This window comes from Streptomyces sp. Q6, assembly GCF_036967205.1.
Classification (GTDB): domain Bacteria; phylum Actinomycetota; class Actinomycetes; order Streptomycetales; family Streptomycetaceae; genus Streptomyces; species Streptomyces citrinus.
Genome location: NZ_CP146022.1, coordinates 2307366 through 2325758 on the forward strand (window position 1 = coordinate 2307366; position 18393 = coordinate 2325758).

Annotated in this window: 17 protein-coding genes; 8 read left to right on the forward strand and 9 right to left on the reverse strand. The window is 72.2% G+C overall.

Annotation, left to right across the window (positions count from 1 at the left end; genetic code table 11):
• Positions 1-152 precede the first annotated feature (152 nt).
• From V2W30_RS10775 to V2W30_RS10785, 3 genes are read left to right on the forward strand one after another with little or no spacing between them, the layout of a single operon-like run.
• Positions 153-1208, forward strand: a complete 1056-nt coding sequence (locus tag V2W30_RS10775) for a MoxR family ATPase (protein ID WP_338695677.1) — start codon at positions 153-155, stop codon at positions 1206-1208.
• Entirely contained in the window at positions 1208-2605 is a 1398-nt protein-coding gene (locus tag V2W30_RS10780; RefSeq protein ID WP_338695679.1) for a DUF58 domain-containing protein, read from the forward strand. The genes V2W30_RS10775 and V2W30_RS10780 overlap by 1 nt, the downstream gene beginning before the upstream one ends.
• Entirely contained in the window at positions 2602-5046 is a 2445-nt protein-coding gene (locus V2W30_RS10785; RefSeq protein ID WP_338695681.1) for a DUF3488 and transglutaminase-like domain-containing protein, read from the forward strand. The genes V2W30_RS10780 and V2W30_RS10785 overlap by 4 nt, the downstream gene beginning before the upstream one ends.
• Positions 5047-5205: 159 nt before the next feature.
• Here the strand turns inward: V2W30_RS10785 and V2W30_RS10790 are convergent, their stop codons facing one another.
• From V2W30_RS10790 to V2W30_RS10800, 3 genes are all read right to left on the reverse strand, one after another.
• The gene (locus V2W30_RS10790) at positions 5206-5613 is read right to left on the reverse strand and encodes a DUF3040 domain-containing protein (RefSeq protein WP_338695683.1); all 408 of its coding nucleotides are present in this window, start codon (positions 5611-5613) and stop codon (positions 5206-5208) included.
• Positions 5614-5888: 275 nt separating this feature from the next.
• The gene (locus V2W30_RS10795) at positions 5889-6659 is read right to left on the reverse strand and encodes a class I SAM-dependent methyltransferase (protein WP_338695685.1); all 771 of its coding nucleotides are present in this window, start codon (positions 6657-6659) and stop codon (positions 5889-5891) included.
• A gap of 119 nt (positions 6660-6778) precedes the next feature.
• Entirely contained in the window at positions 6779-7390 is a 612-nt protein-coding gene (locus V2W30_RS10800; protein ID WP_338695687.1) for an SAV_6107 family HEPN domain-containing protein, read from the reverse strand.
• A 156-nt stretch (positions 7391-7546) separates the two neighbouring features.
• On the opposite strand from V2W30_RS10800, the gene V2W30_RS10805 reads away from it, so the two are divergent.
• The 5 genes from V2W30_RS10805 to V2W30_RS10825 all read left to right on the forward strand — a co-directional run bounded on the left by V2W30_RS10805 (position 7547) and on the right by V2W30_RS10825 (position 13574).
• Positions 7547-8356 (forward strand): ATP-binding cassette domain-containing protein, encoded by an 810-nt coding sequence (locus tag V2W30_RS10805; RefSeq protein ID WP_338695689.1) that lies wholly within the window; start codon positions 7547-7549, stop codon positions 8354-8356.
• Positions 8328-10412 carry a YhgE/Pip domain-containing protein gene (locus V2W30_RS10810; RefSeq protein ID WP_338695691.1) on the forward strand — a complete coding sequence of 695 codons (2085 nt, stop codon included), beginning with the start codon at positions 8328-8330 and terminating at the stop codon, positions 10410-10412. Before V2W30_RS10805 ends, V2W30_RS10810 begins: the two co-directional genes overlap by 29 nt.
• A gap of 35 nt (positions 10413-10447) precedes the next feature.
• Positions 10448-11074: a TetR/AcrR family transcriptional regulator gene (locus tag V2W30_RS10815; protein ID WP_338695693.1), complete on the forward strand. Its 627-nt coding sequence runs from the start codon at positions 10448-10450 to the stop codon at positions 11072-11074.
• Between the two features lie 348 nt (positions 11075-11422).
• Positions 11423-12034: a DUF4126 domain-containing protein gene (locus tag V2W30_RS10820; RefSeq protein ID WP_338695695.1), complete on the forward strand. Its 612-nt coding sequence runs from the start codon at positions 11423-11425 to the stop codon at positions 12032-12034.
• Positions 12035-12077: 43 nt separating this feature from the next.
• Complete coding sequence (locus V2W30_RS10825; RefSeq protein ID WP_338695697.1) at positions 12078-13574, forward strand: NAD(P)/FAD-dependent oxidoreductase; 1497 nt, start codon at positions 12078-12080, stop codon at positions 13572-13574.
• A gap of 16 nt (positions 13575-13590) precedes the next feature.
• Here the strand turns inward: V2W30_RS10825 and V2W30_RS10830 are convergent, their stop codons facing one another.
• From V2W30_RS10830 to V2W30_RS10855, 6 genes are all read right to left on the reverse strand, one after another.
• Complete coding sequence (locus V2W30_RS10830) at positions 13591-14475, reverse strand: hypothetical protein (protein WP_338695699.1); 885 nt, start codon at positions 14473-14475, stop codon at positions 13591-13593.
• Positions 14476-14520: 45 nt separating this feature from the next.
• Positions 14521-15441 carry a methylenetetrahydrofolate reductase [NAD(P)H] gene (gene metF / locus V2W30_RS10835; protein WP_338695700.1) on the reverse strand — a complete coding sequence of 307 codons (921 nt, stop codon included), beginning with the start codon at positions 15439-15441 and terminating at the stop codon, positions 14521-14523.
• 85 nt (positions 15442-15526) lie between these two features.
• A complete protein-coding gene (thiE, locus tag V2W30_RS10840) occupies positions 15527-16174 on the reverse strand; it encodes a thiamine phosphate synthase (protein ID WP_338695701.1) in 648 nt (215 codons plus the stop codon).
• Positions 16175-16247: 73 nt separating this feature from the next.
• Positions 16248-16613, reverse strand: coding sequence for an Rv2175c family DNA-binding protein (locus V2W30_RS10845; protein WP_338695703.1), 366 nt, complete (start codon positions 16611-16613; stop codon positions 16248-16250).
• Between the two features lie 81 nt (positions 16614-16694).
• Positions 16695-17858 (reverse strand): NAD(P)/FAD-dependent oxidoreductase, encoded by a 1164-nt coding sequence (locus V2W30_RS10850; RefSeq protein ID WP_425244674.1) that lies wholly within the window; start codon positions 17856-17858, stop codon positions 16695-16697.
• Between the two features lie 165 nt (positions 17859-18023).
• Positions 18024-18371, reverse strand: coding sequence for a hypothetical protein (locus V2W30_RS10855; RefSeq protein ID WP_338695706.1), 348 nt, complete (start codon positions 18369-18371; stop codon positions 18024-18026).
• Between the last annotated feature and the right edge of the window lie 22 nt (positions 18372-18393).

Below are 18393 nucleotides of genomic sequence, written 5' to 3' on the forward strand. Positions count from 1 at the left end.
CGAGTGACACGAACCGGTAACGCCAACAAGAATGCGTGTGTGGCACCCCGCGCGAGCGACGGAACTCTTCGCGCGTGGTGTCCGTGTTTCGGGGTGGGCCGGTCCGCGTCACAGAGCGTCGGCCCGGGAAAGTACGGGCCGAGGAGGGCCGGGTGACGACCTATGACGATCGAGCGAGCCTCACTGATCTGACCACCACTGTGGAGCGCGTACGCAGGTCGGTGGAGGGTGTGATCGAGGGCAAGCCGGAGGTCGTACGGCTTTCGCTGACCGTGCTCCTCGCCGAGGGGCACCTGCTCATCGAGGATGTACCGGGCGTCGGCAAGACGATGCTCGCCAAGGCGCTGGCGCGGTCCATCGACTGCTCGGTGCGCCGCATCCAGTTCACTCCCGACCTGCTGCCGTCGGACATCACCGGTGTGTCCATCTTCGACCAGCAGCGGCGGGACTTCGAGTTCAAGCCGGGCGCGATCTTCGCGCAGATCGTGATCGGCGACGAGATCAACCGCGCGTCGCCCAAGACGCAGTCCGCGCTCCTGGAGTCCATGGAGGAGCGCCAGGTCACCATCGACGGCAAGACCTACGAACTGCCCAGCCCCTTCATGGTGGTGGCGACGCAGAACCCGGTCGAGATGGAGGGCACCTACCCGCTGCCGGAGGCCCAGCGCGACCGTTTCATGGCCCGAGTCTCCATCGGCTATCCCAGCGCGGAGGCCGAGTTGCAGATGCTGGACATCCACGGCGGGGTGAACCCGCTGGACGACCTCCAGCCGGTGGCCCACGCGCACGAGATCGTGAAGCTGGTCGACGCCGTCCGCTCCGTCCATGTCGCCGACGCCGTACGGCGCTACGCGGTGGAGCTGGTCGCGGCCACGCGCACCCACCCGGACCTGAGACTCGGCGCGTCCCCGCGCGCGACGCTGCACCTGCTGCGCGCCGCGAAGGCGTCGGCGGCCCTCAGCGGCCGGGAGTACGCGCTGCCCGACGATGTGCAGTCGCTGGCCGTCGCCGTCCTGGCGCACCGTCTGCTGCCCACCGCGCAGGCCCAGTTGAACCGGCGCACGGCCGAGCAGGTCGTGCTCGACATCCTGCAGCGCACCCCGGTCCCCGCCGCCGACACCCGCGCCCCGCAGGCGCCGCCGCACGGCTACACCAACACGGCCGCTCCGATGTACGGCCAGCAGCCGCCCGGCACACGGAGGCTGTGATGGCGTCCGGGGGGTACTACGGGGCGGATCCGGGGGGCGGATTCACGGACGGCGACGGCGCGACGAACGACAAGGGTGACAAGAGCGGCCTGCGCACGGCGCTCGCCGGACTGACCACGCGCGGCCGTTCGTTCCTCGCCGCCGGCATCGCCGCGGCGATCTGCGCCTACGTCCTCGGGCAGAGCGATCTGCTCCGGGTCGGACTCCTGCTCGCCGCCCTGCCGCTGGTGTGCGCGGGCGTCCTGTACCGCACCCGCTACCGGGTCGCGGGCAGCCGCCGGCTCTCCCCCGCGCGCGTGCCCGCGAGTTCCGAGGCGCGCGTCCATCTCCGTATGGACAACATCTCCCGGTTGCCGACGGGCCTGTTGATGCTCCAGGACCGGGTTCCCTACGTGCTCGGTCCGCGGCCCCGCTTCGTCCTCGACCGGGTCGAGGCGGGCGGCCGCCGCGAGGTGTCGTACCGGGTCCGCTCGGATCTGCGCGGCCGCTATCCGCTGGGCCCGCTCCAGCTGCGCCTGACCGACCCCTTCGGCATGTGCGAACTGACCAGGTCCTTCTCGACGTACGACACCCTGACCGTGATCCCGCGGGTGGAGGCGCTGCCTCCGGTGCGGCTCACCGGTGAGGCCAAGGGGTACGGGGACGGGCGGCAGCGCTCGCTCGCCCTGGCCGGCGAGGACGACGTGATCCCGCGCGGCTACCGGCATGGCGACGACCTGCGCCGCGTCCACTGGCGGTCGACCGCGCGGTACGGCGAGCTGATGGTGCGCCGCGAGGAGCAGCCGCAGCGGGCCCGCTGCACCGTGCTCCTCGACACGCGCGGCACCGCCTTCCAGGGCGCGGGCCCGGACTCGGCCTTCGAATGGGCGGTGTCCGGCTCGGCCTCGGCCCTGGTGCACATGCTGGAACGGGGCTTCTCCGTCCGCCTGTTGACGGACACGGGCACCGCGGTGCCGGGCGAGGGCACCGACGGGTTCGCGGGCGCCAGCCAGGAGTCGGCGGACGCGGCGGGCCTGATGATGGACACGCTCGCCGTGGTCGACCATTCCGACGGCTACACGCTCTCGCCCGCCTACGACGTGCTGCGCAGCGGGAACGAAGGGCTTCTGATCGCCTTCTTCGGCGATCTGGACGAGGAACAGGCCGCCGTCGCCGTGCGGATGCGGCAGCGCTCCGGCGGCGCCGTGGCCTTCCTCCTGGACAGCGAGTCCTGGCTCCAGGGTCCGGGCTCGCCGCCCTCGCAGCGCTGCGCGGAGCGGCTGCGCATGCTGCGGGAGGCGGGCTGGACCACGGTGGCGGTGCCGCCGGGCGCGCCCATGGCGGACGTGTGGCGGCAGGCGGACCGGGAGCGTACGGGACTGTCCGGCGCCCCCAGCACCTTGGGGGGTTGGTCATGAGCGGCGGTGCCCGCCTTTCGATCTGCGCGACGCTGGCCACGTTCCTGGCCACCTGCTCGCTGCTCCCGCTCGTCGACCGGTCCACGTGGATCATCCAGGCCGCGGTGCTGCTGGTGATCCAGGCCGCGGTGGGCGCGGCGGCCCGCCGGGTACCGCTCGCGCGACCGCTGACGGTCCTGGCGCAGGCCGTGGTGTCGCTCCTGCTGCTCACCCTCGTCTTCGCCCACGACCAGGCGCTCGGCGCGGTGCTCCCGGGCCCGGACGCGTTCCGGCACTTCGGCGAGCTGTTCCAAGCGGGCGGCGACGACGTGAGCCGGTACGCGATCCCGGCGCCGCTGACCGACGGCATCCGGCTGATGTTGGTGGGCGGCGCGCTGGTGATCGGGCTCGCGGTGGACGCGCTCGCGGTGACGTTCCGCAGCGCGGCCCCGGCGGGACTGCCGCTGCTCGCCCTGTACTCGGTGGCCGCCGGGCTGTCCCAGGGCGGCGCCGCCTGGCTGTGGTTCGTGCTCGCGGCCGGCGGCTATCTCGTGCTGCTGCTCGCCGAGGGCCGCGACCGGCTCTCGCAGTGGGGCCGGGTCTTCGGCGGTACGTCGCGCGCGCCGGGCGGTGGCATGCAGGCGGACGGCGGGAGCGGCGTGCTCGCCCCGGTCCGCACCGGCCGCAGGATCGGCGTACTGGCCCTCGGCATCGCCCTGGTGGTGCCGCTCGCCCTGCCGGCCCTCGACGGCGGCCTGCTCGGCACGTCCGGCACCGGCGTGGGCAGCGGGACGGGCGGCGGCGGCACGATCTCCGCGGTCAACCCGCTGGTCTCGCTGAAGGACAGCCTGAACGAGCCGGAGGACCGGGAGGTGATGGCGTACCGGACGAACGCCGAGCAGACCTCCGACATGTATCTGCGGATCGTGGCGCTCGACGATTTCGACGGCACGAACTGGCGCCCCTCGGTGCGCAGCATCACCGCCGTGCCCTCCCCGCTCCCCAGCCCGCGCGGTCTGGACGCGGACGTCCGCAGGACCGAGATCAAGACCACGATCTCGGCGGCGGACGAGTACGCGCAGGACTGGCTGCCGATGCCGTTCCCCGCGACCCGCGTGGAGATCGGCGGACGCTGGCGGTACGAGCAGGTCGGCCGGACCCTGGTGGGAGACCACGGGCAGACGACGCGCGGGAAGACGTACACGGTCAACAGCCTGATCGTGCAGCCGACGGCGGAGCAGCTGGCCGCATCGGGGCCGCCCCCGGGCGATCTGGTCCGCGAGTTCACGAAGGTGCCGGATTCGCTGCCGGACGTCGTGGAACAGACCGCGCTGCGGGTCACCGAGGGCGCGGCGAACAACTACGAGCGCGCGGTGAAGCTCCAGGACTACTTCGCGGTCAGCGGCGGCTTCACGTACAACACCGAGGTGTCGGCCGGCAGCGGCTCCGCCGCCATCGCCCGTTTCCTCAAGGAGAAGGAGGGCTTCTGCGTCCACTTCTCCTTCTCGATGGCGGCGATGGCCAGGACGCTGGGCATTCCGGCCCGGGTCGCGGTGGGCTTCACCCCGGGCTCGCCCGCGGGTGACGGGAACTACTCGGTGGGGCTGCGCGACGCGCACGCCTGGCCGGAGCTGTACTTCGAGGGCGTGGGCTGGACCCGCTTCGAGCCGACGCCGAACCGCGGGACGGTCCCGGAGTACACACAGGACAACACGCCGTCGGGCTCTTCCACCGACCAGGCGGCGCCGAGCGCCTCCACGTCCGACGCGCCGTCGGCCTCCCAGCCCTCCTCCTCGGAGAGCTGCTCGCTGGCCCAGCGCAAGGACGGCAGCTGCGGCAACACCGCGCCGGCGGCGATCGGTGGCTCCACGGACGACGGCCCGCCGTTCGGCACGATCCTGCTGGCGACGCTGGCCGGTCTCCTGGTGCTCGTGGTGCCCCTGCTGCCGATGCTGTGGCGCAAACGCGTCAGGGCGCTGCGCCTGGGCTCCTCGGGGCGCACGGACGCCGACATCGCCGGGCGCACCCTGGCGGCCTGGCGCGAGGTGACGGACACGGCCTGGGACCACGGCATCCTGCCGGACGATTCGCAGACCCCGCGGAAGGCGGCGGCCCGTATCGTGCGGGTCGGCCGGCTCGACACGGCGGCCGCGGAGGCCGTGCACCGGGCGGCGGCCGCGGTGGAGCAGGTGCTGTACGCGCCACGGCCGCAGCCCGCGTCGGGGCTCGGCGAGGACGTGCACCGTGTCTGCGACGGACTGCACGCCAACATGAGCCGGACGACGCGCCTGCGGGCGACGTTCGCGCCGCGCTCGGCCGTACGGGTGGCGTGGGCGGTCGCACGGCGCTGGGAGACCTTCGCGGCGGGGCTGCGCGCCCGCTGGACCGCGGCGCTCGACCGGCGACGCTCCGGGGCTTCGAGCCCTTCAGGTCCGTCCCGGCCTTCGAGCCAGGAAGGCTGACCGAGCAGAGCGGAAGGCGCCGGACTCCCCGAAGGGTGACCGGCGCCTTCCGGTCCCGCCAAGAGGTCAGGCCCCGTTACGCACAAAGGGTGACCGCCCGAGGCGGTCACCCTTCACGCATGTCTTCACGTGTGTCTGCAACGGTCGGCGCGGAGCCGCTCAGCGGCCGCCCTGCTCGTCCCTGCGGCGCTGCCAGCGCTGCTCGATCCGGTCCATCATCGAGCGCTTCGCCTTCGCCTGCCGTCGCCCTGCGGGGGCACCTGGCACGGCACCGGCCGCGGGCTGTTCGCCCGGCTTCGGCGCTTTGCGCCATCCGGTGACGGCGAGCACGGCACAGCCCAGCATGACGAGGAATCCCACCACGCTGATCCAGATCTGCTGCGCGACCATACCTGCCATGAGGAGCGCGATACCCACCAGGAAGCCCGCGACTGCCTGGTAGACCCGACGTCGGGTGTACGTACGCAGCCCGCTTCCCTCAAGCGCTGTCGCGAACTTGGGATCTTCGGCGTACAGCGCTCGCTCCATCTGCTCGAGCATTCGCTGCTCGTGCTCCGAGAGCGGCACGGAGTCCTCCTCATCGTGCAGTCGCCGGGGCGACCGGGGGTCCCCTTCAGGATAGGCAGGGAATCGCCCCCGTGAAACCCGCCCCTCTACGCCAACTTCACCATTCCGGACCGCGTCACGCCGTTCCGGCTCACTGAGGCGTCATTCCCCGGTGGCCGACCCGTCATGCCGGACGGTCTACCCAGATCATACGGCGCCGGGCGCCCGATCGGGGGGCCTGTGGCGTACTCCATCTGCCGCTGCGCCGCTGATCAGCGGCGCAGCGCCGGAGCCGCTCAGGCCGCTTCGGCCGCCCGCTTCTCGCCGAGCACGTGCAGTTGGGTGGCCACGGCGTGGAAGGCGGGCAGTTCCGCGGCGGCCGCCTCCAGCTTGAGGAGCTCCTGGAGGGCGCCCGGCTCGGTGTCCACGAGGACGCCGGGGACGAGGTCCGCGAAGACCCGCACACCGTGCACGGCGCCGACATCCACGCCCTCGTCGGCGACGAGCGCGGAGAGCTGGTCGGCGGTGAAGCGCCGCGGTACGGGGTCGCCCTCGCCCCAGCGGCCCGCCGGGTCGTCGAGCGCCTGCCTGGCCTCCTTGAAGTGGCCGGCCAGGGCCCGCGCGAGCACGGCGCCGCCGAGGCCCGCGGCGAGCAGGCTGAGCACGCCGCCGGAGCGCAGCGCGCCCACCGCGTTGCGCACGCCCTCCGCCGGGTCGTCGACGTACTCGAGGACTCCGTGGCACAGGACCGCGTCGTACCCGTCCCGCTCGACGACGTCGAACAGGCCCGAGATGTCGCCCTGGACGCCGCGCACCCGGTCGGCGACCCCGGCCTCGGCGGCGCGGCGCTCCAGCGCGAACAGCGCGTTCGGGCTGGGGTCGACGACGGTGACGCGGTGACCCAGACGGGCGACCGGCACCGCGAAGTTGCCGCTGCCGCCTCCGGTGTCGAGGACGTCAAGGACCTGGCCGCCCGCGGACTTGGCGCGTCGGTCGAGCGAGTCTTTGAGAACGTCCCAGACCACGGCGGTACGGAGGGCGGCGCGGGGGCGACTGGGGTCCGACACTGCAGGTGACTCCTCGGCGCGGCTCCGGCTGGTGGCGGAGCATGAACAGGTTCGGGCGCCTCCACCCTAATGGGCCCCGGTCATCGCCCATGCCCGCACCGCACGCGGCCCGCGCCCGCTCACCCCGCGTCCGGCACCTCCCTGCCCTCGGAGCCCTCGGCATCCTCGGCGATCCTGGCGTTCCTGGAGTCGAAGGCGTCCATCACGGTCCGGTCGGCGCCGTCCCGGCGGGGCTGCGGCAGCACCGGTTGCAGGACGAGCATGCGCTCGACGAGACGGAGGAACATCGCCACGTCGCGCAGCAGGTCGTCGGCGTCGCGGGCGGTGGCCGCGTCGCGTATGCCCGCCTCCGCGCGGGCGCGCTTGGTCGCCCCCGAGGCGAACAGGGCGCTCCACTCGATCAGTTCGGGCGCTATCTCGGGGAGCACTTCCCAGGCGCTCCGGATCCTGGCGCGGCGCTTGGGCGTGGGCTCGGGCCTGCCACGGGCGGCGAGCACGGCGGCCGCGGTGCGCAGGGCGGCCAGGTGGGCTGTCGCGTACCGCTCGTTGGGCGCGTCGAGGACGGTCGCCTCGTCGAGTCCGGCGCGGGCCTGGGCGAGCAGATCGAGGGCGGCGGGCGGGGCGCCGGCCCGGCGCAGGACCGGGTGGACGTCGCTCGGCGGTCCGGTCAGTGAGGGGGCAGGGCCGGTGGCGGTGCGGCGGCGCGCGGCTGCTGCGGTGTTCCTGGCCATGACGAACCTCCTGTCGTCTGTGTGACGGCGCAGTGGCCGTATGTGCCCATCGTGGAGTACGCCACTGACAATCGGCTCTGACCTGGGCTTTTGCTTCGATCGAAGGTTCGGGCTAGCTTTTGCACTGACCAGTCAGTTCAAAAGAGGGGGGCGGTCGTGGACGCGGTCGGCCGGGAGGGCGGCGCCGCCGTCACCGCCGAGGGGTTCGGCCTGAAGGGTCCGCGGGGGTGGGCCTTCAGGGGCGTCGAGGTGGACGCGGCGCCCGGATCACTCATCGCGATCGAGGGGCCTTCGGGCAGCGGCCGCACCTGTCTGCTGCTCGCCCTGACGGGGCGGATGCGCGCCTCCGAGGGGACGGCCGCGGTCGGCGGGTTCCGGCTGCCGAAGCAGCTGGGCGCGGTGCGCCGGGTGAGCGCGCTCGCGCACGTGCCCGGGGTGACCGACCTCGATCCCGCCCTCACGGTGGCCGAGCACCTGCGGGAACGGGCGCTGCTGCAAAGGCGGTTCGACGGTTCGCTGCGCTCGCTGCTGCGGCCGCGCGGCGAGCGCGTGACCGAGGCGAAGCTGCGGATCGACACGGCGCTGAAGGCGGCGGGGCTCGACCGCGAGGCGCTGCCCAAGGGGGGCCGGACCTCCGTGCGCGATCTGGAGCGCGCCGAGGCGCTGCGCCTCTCGCTCGCTCTCGCTCTGATCGGCCGCCCCCTCCTGCTCGGCGTGGACGACACCGACCTCAAGCTCGCGGACGCCGAACGGGCCGCGGTCTGGGACCAGTTGAGGGCGATCGCCGACGCCGGGACCACGGTCCTGGCCGTGTGTAGCGAGGCCCCGGAGGGCGCGACGGTCGTCTCGACCGCGTCCGCGGACACCACAAGGACCACCGGCACCACGGACCCCTCCGACACCTCCGACACCTCCGACACCGACAAGGAGGCGGCCGATGCGCTCACCGAAGCTGGCCGCGCTTGAGCTCAGGCGCTTCGGCAGGGGGAAACTGCCGCGCGCCGCGCTCGTCGCCCTTCTGCTGCTGCCGCTGCTCTACGGGGCGTTGTACCTGTGGTCCTTCTGGGACCCGTACGGGCGGCTCGACAAGATCCCCGTGGCGCTCGTCAACGACGACAAGGGAGCGAGCGCGGCCGGCAAGAGGATCACCGCGGGCGACGACATCACCCGGGGCCTGTACGACAGCGACACCTTCCAGTGGCACGAGGTCAGCGCCGCGCAGGCCGACAAGGGCGTGGAGAACGGCACGTACTACCTGTCGCTGACCATGCCGAAGGACTTCAGCGAGCGCATCGCGTCCAGTTCGGGCGACTCCCCCGAGACCGGCGCGCTCCAGGTGCGGACGAACGACGCGAACAACTACATCGTCGGGCAGATCTCCCGCACGGTCTTCTCCGAGGTGCGCTCCGCCGCGTCCACGAACGCCTCGCGCTCCTTCCTCGACAAGATCTTCATCTCGTTCTCCGACATCCATGACGCGACCAAGAAGGCGGCCAAGGGCGCGGACGACCTCAAGGGCGGCATCGGCAAGGCCAAGAAGGGCTCCAAGGATCTGGCCGACGGCCTGAAGGACGCCAAGAAGGGCAGCGGTGACCTGGCGCGCGGCCTGAAGAAGCTCGACAAGGGATCCGGTGACCTGGAGACGGGCTCCCGGCAGGTCGCCGACGGCACACAGGTGCTCGCCGACAAGGTCAACGGCGCCGCGGACCAGGTCCTGCCCTTCCTGAAGGGCAACAAGAAGCAGATCGGCGACACCGCCCGGCTCGTCGCCGACTCCGCGAAGGGCATCCGGCACAACCTGGACGACCTGGTGAAGATCGCGCCCACCGCGCGCGCGGGCGCCCACGCGGGGTCCGACATCCTGGCCGGGATCTACGAGAAGCGCTGCGAGAAGGCGCTGCTCGACGACCCCGCCTGCCCGGACCTCAAGAAGGCCAGGACGGCCGCCGAGGACGTCGCCACGGTCTCGGACGACCTCAACACCCTGATCCAGGACGAGAACGGCGACCTCGACCTGATGGACGGCCATCTGGCGACCCTCCAGAAGCAGTCCGAGGCGCTGGCGAAGCGGGCCCCGACGCTCGACAAGGACGTCGAGGACGCGGTCGCTCAGATCAACAAGCTCAACAAGGGCGCGGGGCAGGTCGCCGCGGGCGCCAAGACGCTGCATACAGGTCTCGGTACGGCGAAGACCGGCTCCGGTGCGCTCGACTCCGGGGTCGGCAGGCTGAAGACCGGCGCGAAGGACCTCAACGGCGGCATGTTCAAGCTGGCCGACGGCTCCGGGAAGCTGGCGGGCGGGCTGCACGACGGGGTCGGACGGATCCCCGACTACGACAAGAAGGACCGCGATCAGCGCACCGAAGTGATGGCCGATCCGGTGCGGCTGGCCTCCCAGTCGCTGCACGACGCGCCCAACTACGGGACGGGTTTCGCCCCGTACTTCATTCCGCTGTCCCTGTGGGTGGGCGCCATGGTCGCCTACATGCTGATCCAGCCGCTCAACCGGCGGGCCCTCGCCGTGGGCGCCTCGTCCTGGCGGGTGGCACTCGCGGGCTGGCTGCCCGTCGCCGCGCTCGGCCTCCTCCAGGTGGCCGCCCTGATGTCCGTCCTCCACTGGGCGCTCGGCCTGCAGATGCTGCACGCGGCCGGCACGGTCGGGTTCCTGTGCCTGGTCACCGCCTGCTTCGCGGCCATCGTGCAATGGCTGAACGCCCGCTTCGGGGCCGCGGGCCGCATCCTGGTCCTCGCCTTCCTGATGCTCCAGCTGACGTCGGCGGGCGGCACGTATCCCGTGCAGACGAGCCCCGGCTTCTTCAACGCGATCCACCCGTTCCTGCCCATGAGCTACGTGGTGGAGGCCCTGCGGCACCTCATCTCCGGCGGCGGGCTCGGCCCCGTGTGGCAGGCGTGCGCGGTGCTGGCGGCGTTCACGGCGGGCGCGCTCGCGCTCACCGCCCTGACGGCCCGGCGCAAGCAGGTGTGGACCCTGGACCGGCTGCACCCCGAGCTGAGCCTGTGAGCGCGCCCACACGGCGGCCTGTGAGAATCGGGGGCATGGAAAGCAGCACACGGCGCCAGGCCACCCGGCAGAAGCTCTACGAGGCAGCCGTCACGCTCATCGCGGAGCAGGGTTTCTCCGCGACGACGGTCGACGAGATCGCGGAGCGCGCAGGGGTCGCGAAGGGCACGGTCTACTACAACTTCGCCAGCAAGTCGGTCCTCTTCGAGGAGCTGCTGCGGCACGGCGTCGGGCTCCTCACCGCCTCCCTCAGGGAAGCGGCGCGGAAGACGGACGAGAAGGGCGGCAGCAAGGTCGACGCCCTGGACGCGATGATCCGCGCGGGTCTCGTGTTCATCGACGAGTACCCGGCCTTCACCCAGCTGTACGTGGCCGAACTGTGGCGCACCAACCGTGCCTGGCAGTCCACGCTCGCCGTGGTCCGCCAGGAGGCGGTGGCCGTCGTCGAGGGGGTGCTGCGCGGCGCCGTGGAGGCCGGCGAGCTGAGCGACGAGATCGACGTGCCGCTCACCGCGGCCGCTCTCGTGGGCATGGTTCTCGTGGCCGCCCTGGACTGGCAGGCGTTCCAGTCGGAGCGGTCCCTGGACGATGTGCACGCCGCGCTGTCGCTGCTCCTTCAGGGGCGCGTGGGCGGAGGCCAGTCGCTGACCGGAAAAGCGTGACCTTCATGTGAAGCGCCGGTCCGGCAGGGCCTGTGGTCTTTCTCAGGCCTCACCGGACCGGCGCATCCCCCGTTGTTCCCCCGTCGGACCCCGTGCGGTCTCCCCCGGGTCCCCCGTGCCTCGCTCCCGCCCCGAGGGCGAGAGGAGCGGCCAAGGGCACCGCGTCCGTTCCGCCGCCCCGTGTCGGCGGTGCCGGAACCGTGCCCCTCTCCGTGCCCACCACTCTTCCGTCTGCGCAGGTGGGAGCCCATCCGCGCTGCTACTCATCTCCCTCCCTAGGTACGGATACTCAGACGTGCGCGCTCATCCCCAGGCACGAAGAGTTCCCTACTGGTTACGATCTTGTCCGTGTCCGTACTCCCCCTGGTGTTCACCAGTGGCTGGGCGAGCGGCATCAACGCGTACGCGGTGGTCCTGCTGCTCGGCATCTTCGGCGCGACCGGGCTGACCGACGAGGTTCCCGAGTCGTTGCAGCGTCCGGACGTCCTGATCGTCGCGGGAGTGCTCTTCCTGTGCGAGGCGGTCGCCGACAAGATCCCGTACGTGGACTCGGCGTGGGACACGGTGCACACCGTGATCCGGCCGGTGTCCGGCGCGGTCGTCGGAGCTCTGCTCGCCGGGCAGACCGGTTCGCTGTCCGATCTGGCGGCCGGGGCGATCGGCGGGTCCACGGCGCTGGCCAGCCACAGCGTGAAGGCCGGCACCCGGATGGCGATCAACACGTCGCCCGAGCCGGTGTCGAACATCGTGATGAGCACCGCGGAGGACCTCGGGGTCGGCAGCATCCTGACGTTCGCGATGTTCTATCCGGAGGCGGCCGCGATCATCGCGGCGGTGCTGCTCGTCCTGGGTCTGCTGGTGTTGTTCTTCCTGGTCCGGCGCATCCGCAGGTTCCTGCGCAGACGGGCGCAGCGGCGCGAGGAGAAGCGGCTCGCCCGGGAGTCGCCACCGCCTCCCTGACCTGGGAGCGGCGTTGTCGGTGGCGCCGGATAAAGTCCCTGGCATGGCACGAATTGCGGTGATCGGCGCGGGGATGGGCGCCATGGCGGCCGCCGCTCGGCTGGCCGTCGCGGGCCACCGACCGGTGGTCCTGGAGCGCGCGTCGACGTACGGCGGAGCGGTCGGCGCGATCGAGCGCGACGGGTTCGCGTTCGACACGGGCCCCGGCCTGCTCCACCTGCCCGCCGTCTACCGCGACCTGTTCATCAAGACCGGCAAGGAGCCCCTGGAGGACCTCATCGGTCTGACCCAGGTGGAGCCCGCGGTTCGCCATGTCTTCGCGGACGGCACGACGACGGACCTGCCGAACGCGCGGCGCGCGGGCGTGGCCGAGGCTCTGGACGCGGCGGTCGGCGAAGGCGCGGGCGCGCGCTGGTCGTCGTTCATGAACCGGGCCCGGGAGGCCTGGGACCGCTCGCGCCGCCCCCTGCTGGAAGAGCCGCTGTGGCCCAACTGGCAGGTGCTCGCCGAGCGCGAGCCCTACCCCGCCGTCGTCCGGCGGCGCCTGCTGCGCAGGGACAGCGCGGCGACGACCCTCGCCGAGATCGGTGCGTTCGAGCTGGGCGGAGATCCCCGCCTTGTGGCACTTCTGGAGCAGTACGCGCTGGCGTACGGCCTCGATCCCCGTACGGCTCCGGCCGGCGCGGCCGTGCTGCCGTACATGGAGCAGACCTTCGGGACATGGGCGGTGACCGGTGGTCTGCGGGCGCTCGCGGATGCCGTGTACGCCCGCTGCCTGAAGCGGAAGGTCGAGTTCAGATTCGGGGCCGCCGTCAGCCGGATCGTGGAGAAGGACGGGCGCGCGGCGGGTGTCGAGCTGGCTGACGGCTCGGTGGAGGACGCCGAGTTCGTGGTGGCGGGCGTCGCGCCGGGCGTCCTGGACGGGCTGCTGTCCGGGCGTTCCGTACGAGGTGAGGTACCGGCGCAGTCCGAGTCGGCGGTGCCCGCCCGGATGACGCTCCATCTGGCGCTGCGCGGGGCCCGGCCCGAGGGGACGGCGCACCGGACGGTGGTGCACGGGGCGGACCGGGACGCCGAGCTGGCGTGGTTGTTCGACGGCGGAGCGCCGCCCGTGAGACCGACGGTCACGGTGCTGCGCCCCGGTGACGCGGCGCAGGTGCCGGATGCCGGGCACGAGGCGGTGACCGCCACGGTGGCCGTGCCGGCGCACGCGCGCGTGGCCGAGGCCGACGTGGAGAGCGTGCTGGCGGCGGTCGAGCGGGCCGTCCCCGACCTGCGCGAGCGGCTGCTCTGGCACGAGGTCCGTACGCCGCGGGACATCGCCGAGGCGACCGGAGCGGCCGGCGGCGCGGTTCCCGCGCCCGCCCTGGCCGCCGCTCAGGGGCGCCTGCTGCACCCGGCGAACAGCACCGGGATGCCGGGCCTGTTCACGGTCGGCGGGTGGTCCCATCCGGGCGGCGGGCTGCCGCACGCGGGCATGTCGGGGGCGCTCGTGGCGGGACTGATCGTCGAGGGGCCCGAGTTCCGCGGCTCCCAGTGAGCCGCGGGGGGATGCCTCAGTAGCGGTACTGCTGCTCGTTGTACCCCGTGTCGTACCCGGTGTTCGGGTCGTGCTGCGGGTACGCGGGATACGGCTGCTCCGGCGGGAGTTCACCGCCGTAGCTCTGCTGCTGCTCGTCGCCGTTGCGCTGCTGCGGCACCCAGACGCCGCCGGGCGGAGTGTCCGAGCCGTAGCCGGTGGCCGTCGCGTACGGGTCGCCGTACTGCTGCTGCCCGGTCGCGTACGGGTCGCCGTACTGGGGCTGCGCGGGGTAGGTCTGCGCGCCGATGTACGGGTCGGAGTAGGGGGCCGCGTACGGCTGCTGGGTGGCGTCGTAGCCGTAGTTCTGCTGGTCGTAGCCGAAGGACGACGTGTCGTAGCCGTAACCCTGCGCGCTCTGTCCCGCCTGGGCGGTCTGGGCGTAGGCCGAGTCGCTGTAGACGCCGTACTGGCCGGTGTCGTCGGGCATCGGCTCGGTGGTCGCGTACACCGCGGTGCTCTCGGCCGGGGACTCCGGGGCGTGCGCGTAGTCGGGCGTGCTCTGCTCGTACTCCAGGTCGGAGACCTCAAGGGTCGGGTCCTGGTGGACGGGTTCCTTCTTGCGGCGCTTGCTCGGACGGGTCTCGGCCCCGCCCTCCTCGGCGGGTCCGTGCTTGATCGCCCAGCCCGCGGCGAAGCCGCGGCGGAACGACAGCGTGACGTACGTCTGGCCGATCGCGAAGGCGATCGCGCCGAGCCCGATGACGATCACCGACGGCATCAGGACACCGAGGACGACTCCGAGGAAACCGCCGAAGGCGAGCAGTCGCCAGCGCAGCCGCGCCTTGTACTGGAGCAGCACCTCACCGAGAAGCCACAGCGCCACCAGTCCGAACGCGATGTAGAGGACCGCCCAGCCCATGTACGCCCCTCTCGTACGGCCGTATCCCGAGGTGGGTACGGCCCATCAGGCCCGCTGGTCGTGCAGGCCCAGGTTTTCGTAGATTTCCAGTGTCGCAGTGGAGTTGTTGAGCGTAATGAAGTGCAGACCCGGGACACCCTCGTCAAGCAGCTTCGCGCAGAACTCCGTCGCGAACTCGATGCCAATGGAGCGTACAGCGGCCGGATCGTCTTTGGCTGTGAGGATCCGCTCTTTCAGGGCCGGAGGGAAGTCCGCGTTGCTGAGCTTGGGCAGCCGTTCGAGCATGCGCACACTCGTCACCGGCATGCATTCCGGGATGATCGGGGTGTCACAGCCCGCGGCGGCGACCTTGTCGCGCAGCCGCAGATACTCCTCCGGGTAGAAGAACATCTGCGTGATCGCGTAGTCGGCGCCCGCCCGGCACTTGTCGACGAAGCGCCGCACGTCGGAGTCCCAGTCCGTGGAGCGCGGGTGCATCGCGGGGAACGCGGCGACACCGACGCAGAAGTCCCCCGACTCCTTGATCAGTTCGACGAGTTCGGCCGCGTACGTGAGGCCCTCGGGGTGCGAGATCCAGTCGCCCATGGGGTCGCCCGGCGGGTCGCCGCGCACCGCGAGCATGTTCCGGATCCCGGCGTCGGCGTACTGGCCGATGATGTTGCGCAGTTCGGCGACGGAGTGCTCGACGGCCGTGATGTGGGCGACCGGCGTCAGCGTCGTGTCGGCGACGATCTGCTGCGTCTCCTTCACGGTGCCGGCGCGCGTGGAGCCGCCCGCCCCGTACGTGACGGAGACGAAGTCGGGCGCCACGGCCTCCACCCGGCGCAGCGCGTTCCACAGGTTGCGCTCGCCCTTCGGGGTCTTCGGCGCCGAGAACTCGAACGAGTACGTCGTCTTGCCGGACGCGAGCATGTCGCGCACGGTGCGGGCGCGATCAGTCCTGGTGGAAGCGGTACCTAGGGCCATACGGGCAGGTTACTGACGGAATCCGGTTGCCCCTAATCCCCGTCCACCTTGCGGACAGACGGGCGGAGCGCGGGCCTGCCGGGCGTCACGCCGTGCGCATGCGCTTCGCGAACTCGGCCGCCGCGGCGCCCGGATCGTCGGCCTCGGTGATGGCCCGTACGACGACGACGCGACGGGCGCCGGCCTCCAGGACCTCGTCGAGATGGCCCAGGTCGATGCCGCCGATGGCGAACCAGGGGCGGTCGGTGCCGAGGCCCGCCGTGTACCGCACGAGGTCGAGACCGGGCGCGTACCGGCCGGGCTTGGTGGGGGTGGGCCAGCAGGGGCCGGTGCAGAAGTAGTCCACGCCGTCCTGCACGGCGGCCGCGGCGGCCTCCGCGTCGGCGTGCGTGGAGCGGCCGATCAGGACGTCCTCGCCGAGGATCGCGCGGGCGGCAGGCACGGGCAGGTCGCCCTGGCCCAGGTGCAGCACGTCCGCGCCGGTGGCGTGGGCGACGTCCGCCCGGTCGTTCACCGCGAAGAGCTTGCCGTGGCGGCGGGCCGCGTCGGCGAACACGGCGAGGTGCTCCAGCTCCTCGCCGGCCTCCATGCCCTTGTCGCGCAGCTGCACGATGTCCACGCCGCTCGCGAGGACGGCGTCGAGGAACTCCGGCAGATCGCCCTGGCGCTTGCGCGCGTCCGTGCACAGGTAGAGCCGGGCATCGGCGAGCCGGGCACGCTGGGTGTCCGCCATGGAGGTCCCCCCGTAAGTGGTGTGGCGTGCGCACCCCAGGGCATGGGGTGCGCACGCCGGACGGTTGTCAGGTTCAGACGGCGAGCGCCTGGGCGCGGCGCTTCACCTCCGTGCCGCGATTCTCGCTCAGTGCCTGCGCGGGCGTGCCCGGCAGGGTCGCGTCGGGGGTGAAGAGCCACTCCAGCATCTCTTCGTCGCTGAAGCCGTCGTCCCTCAGGACCGTCAGGAGGCCGACGAGCCCCTTGACGATCTTGTCGCCGTCGATGAAGTCGGCGGGCACGTGCAGTGCCCTGTTCTCACCACGGCGTACGGCGATCAGCTGGCCTTCCTTCACCAGCTGTCGTACACGCGTCACCTCGATGCCCAACTGCTCGGCGATGTCGGGGAGGGTGAGCCAGTCGGGGACGAGAGCATCGATCTTTGCGTCAATCTCGGTCACAGGACAAGCGTGCCATCCCGGACTGACAGTCGGAAGTCGGGGCTGTCTGACCAGGTGTTTTCCTGACGCGATCGGGCCTCGTCAGGCCACCGCGCCCTTGAGCGGGCGGGCCGGATCGGCCAGTCGCTCCGGGTCGAGGACCGTGCCCGCCTCGATGAGCTTGCGGCCCTGGGCGAGGTCGCGGGGCTTGCCGACGGCGAGGACCGCGACCAGGGCGCCGTCCCGCAGCCAGCACACCGACCAGGCGGCGCCGGCCGGGTCGCCGCGCCACACCGTGGTGTCCGCGGCGCCGTGGTGGCCCGCGTACTGGACGAAGCGGCCGAACTGCTCGGACCAGAAGTAGGGCACCGGGTCGTACACGGCGGGTGTCTCACCGATGATGTTGGCCGCGACCGTGCGGGGCCCCTGGAGCGCGTTGTCCCAGTGGTGCACGAGCAGGCGCTCCGCGTAGCGCGCCGAGGGGAACGAGGCGCAGTCCCCCACCGCGTACACGTCGGGCACGGACGTGCGCAGCCGCTCGTCGGCCACGACCTCGCGGTGGTCGCCCAGCGTGATGCCGGAGCCGGCCAGCCAGCGGGTGGCGGGGCGGGCGCCGATGCCGACGACGACGGCGCCGGCCGGGAGCCGCGTCCCGTCGTCCAGGACCACCTCGCCGGTCTCGACGCGCTCCACGCGCGCGCCGGTGCGCAGCCGGGCCCCGGCGTCCGCGTACCAGCGCGCCATGGGGGCGGCGATCTCCGCGGGCAGCGCACCGGCCAGCGGCCGCTCGGCCGCCTCCACGACGGTGACCCGGCAGCCGGCCTCACGGGCGGCGGTGGCGAACTCGGCGCCGATCCAGCCGGCCCCCACGACCACGACGTCCTGCTGCTCGGCGAGGACGGGCCGCAGCCGCTCGGCGTCGTCCAGGGTGCGCAGCAGATGCACTCCGGGGACGGCTTCCGCGCCCGGCAGACGGATCGGTTCGGCGCCCGTCGCGACGACCAGGACGTCGTACGGGACCGGGCCCCGCGCGGTGTCCAGTTCGTGGTCGCCGGGGCGCAGGCCGGTCACCTCACGGCCCAGGTCGAGCGTGACGCCGAGGGCCTCGAAGTCGACGTCGAAGGCGGAGCCCTCGGCCTTGCCGAGCAGCACGGCCTTGGACAACGGCGGCCGGTCGTAGGGCTGATGGGGTTCCGCGCCGATCAGCGTGACGGCACCGGCGAAGCCCTGTTCGCGCAGCGCCACGGCGGTCTGCACGCCGGCCATTCCCGCGCCCACGATGACGACGCGCCGCTGCCCTGAAGGTGTCCCGTTCCGCTGCTCGTTCACGGGATCACCTTAGGCACCTGATCTTCAGTCGGTCAGCGGCGCGGGCCACTCCCGCGCAGTGACGTCCTGCACACGTGTCACCGGTTTAGCGATCAAGAACGATCAGGCCGGTACGGCGATCTCCTCGACCACGCTGGTGCCGCTGCCCTCCTGCGACTCCCACTCCCAGGTCTCGTCGAGCCGCACGCGTCCGTCCGGCAGCTCGGACACGGTCGAGACGCAGTGGCCCGAGGACGTCGATCCGTCCGTCTTCAGCTGCACGTAGCGGAAGTCGAGCCGGTCGCCGGACCGCGTGCCCACCAGGTGTCCCTGGACGACGTCGCCCCCTTCGTAGGCGGCCCAGACGCGGCCGTCCCTCTCCTGGTAGGCGAAGCGGGTGCGCGTACCGACCTGACCTGGGGCCTGGTCGGCCACGGGGGCGAGGAAGAGACCGTCGAGCGAGCGGGCCACGGGCTGAGGCTCCCTTACTGGG

Bases quoted from the DNA above. Each gene is read 5' to 3' on its own strand.
- V2W30_RS10830 (WP_338695699.1), bottom strand. From the start codon at position 14,475: ATGGGCTGGGCGGTCCTCTACATCGCGTTCGGACTGGTGGCGCTGTGG.
- V2W30_RS10810 (WP_338695691.1), top strand. From the start codon at position 8,328: ATGCGCTCACCGAAGCTGGCCGCGCTTGAGCTCAGGCGCTTCGGCAGG.
- metF (WP_338695700.1), bottom strand. From the start codon at position 15,441: ATGGCCCTAGGTACCGCTTCCACCAGGACTGATCGCGCCCGCACCGTG.
- V2W30_RS10785 (WP_338695681.1), top strand. From the start codon at position 2,602: ATGAGCGGCGGTGCCCGCCTTTCGATCTGCGCGACGCTGGCCACGTTC.
- V2W30_RS10850 (WP_425244674.1), bottom strand. From the start codon at position 17,858: ATGGCCGGCGTGCAGACCGCCGTGGCGCTGCGCGAACAGGGCTTCGCC.
- V2W30_RS10800 (WP_338695687.1), bottom strand. From the start codon at position 7,390: ATGGCCAGGAACACCGCAGCAGCCGCGCGCCGCCGCACCGCCACCGGC.
- thiE (WP_338695701.1), bottom strand. From the start codon at position 16,174: ATGGCGGACACCCAGCGTGCCCGGCTCGCCGATGCCCGGCTCTACCTG.
- V2W30_RS10815 (WP_338695693.1), top strand. From the start codon at position 10,448: ATGGAAAGCAGCACACGGCGCCAGGCCACCCGGCAGAAGCTCTACGAG.
- V2W30_RS10825 (WP_338695697.1), top strand. From the start codon at position 12,078: ATGGCACGAATTGCGGTGATCGGCGCGGGGATGGGCGCCATGGCGGCC.
- V2W30_RS10780 (WP_338695679.1), top strand. From the start codon at position 1,208: ATGGCGTCCGGGGGGTACTACGGGGCGGATCCGGGGGGCGGATTCACG.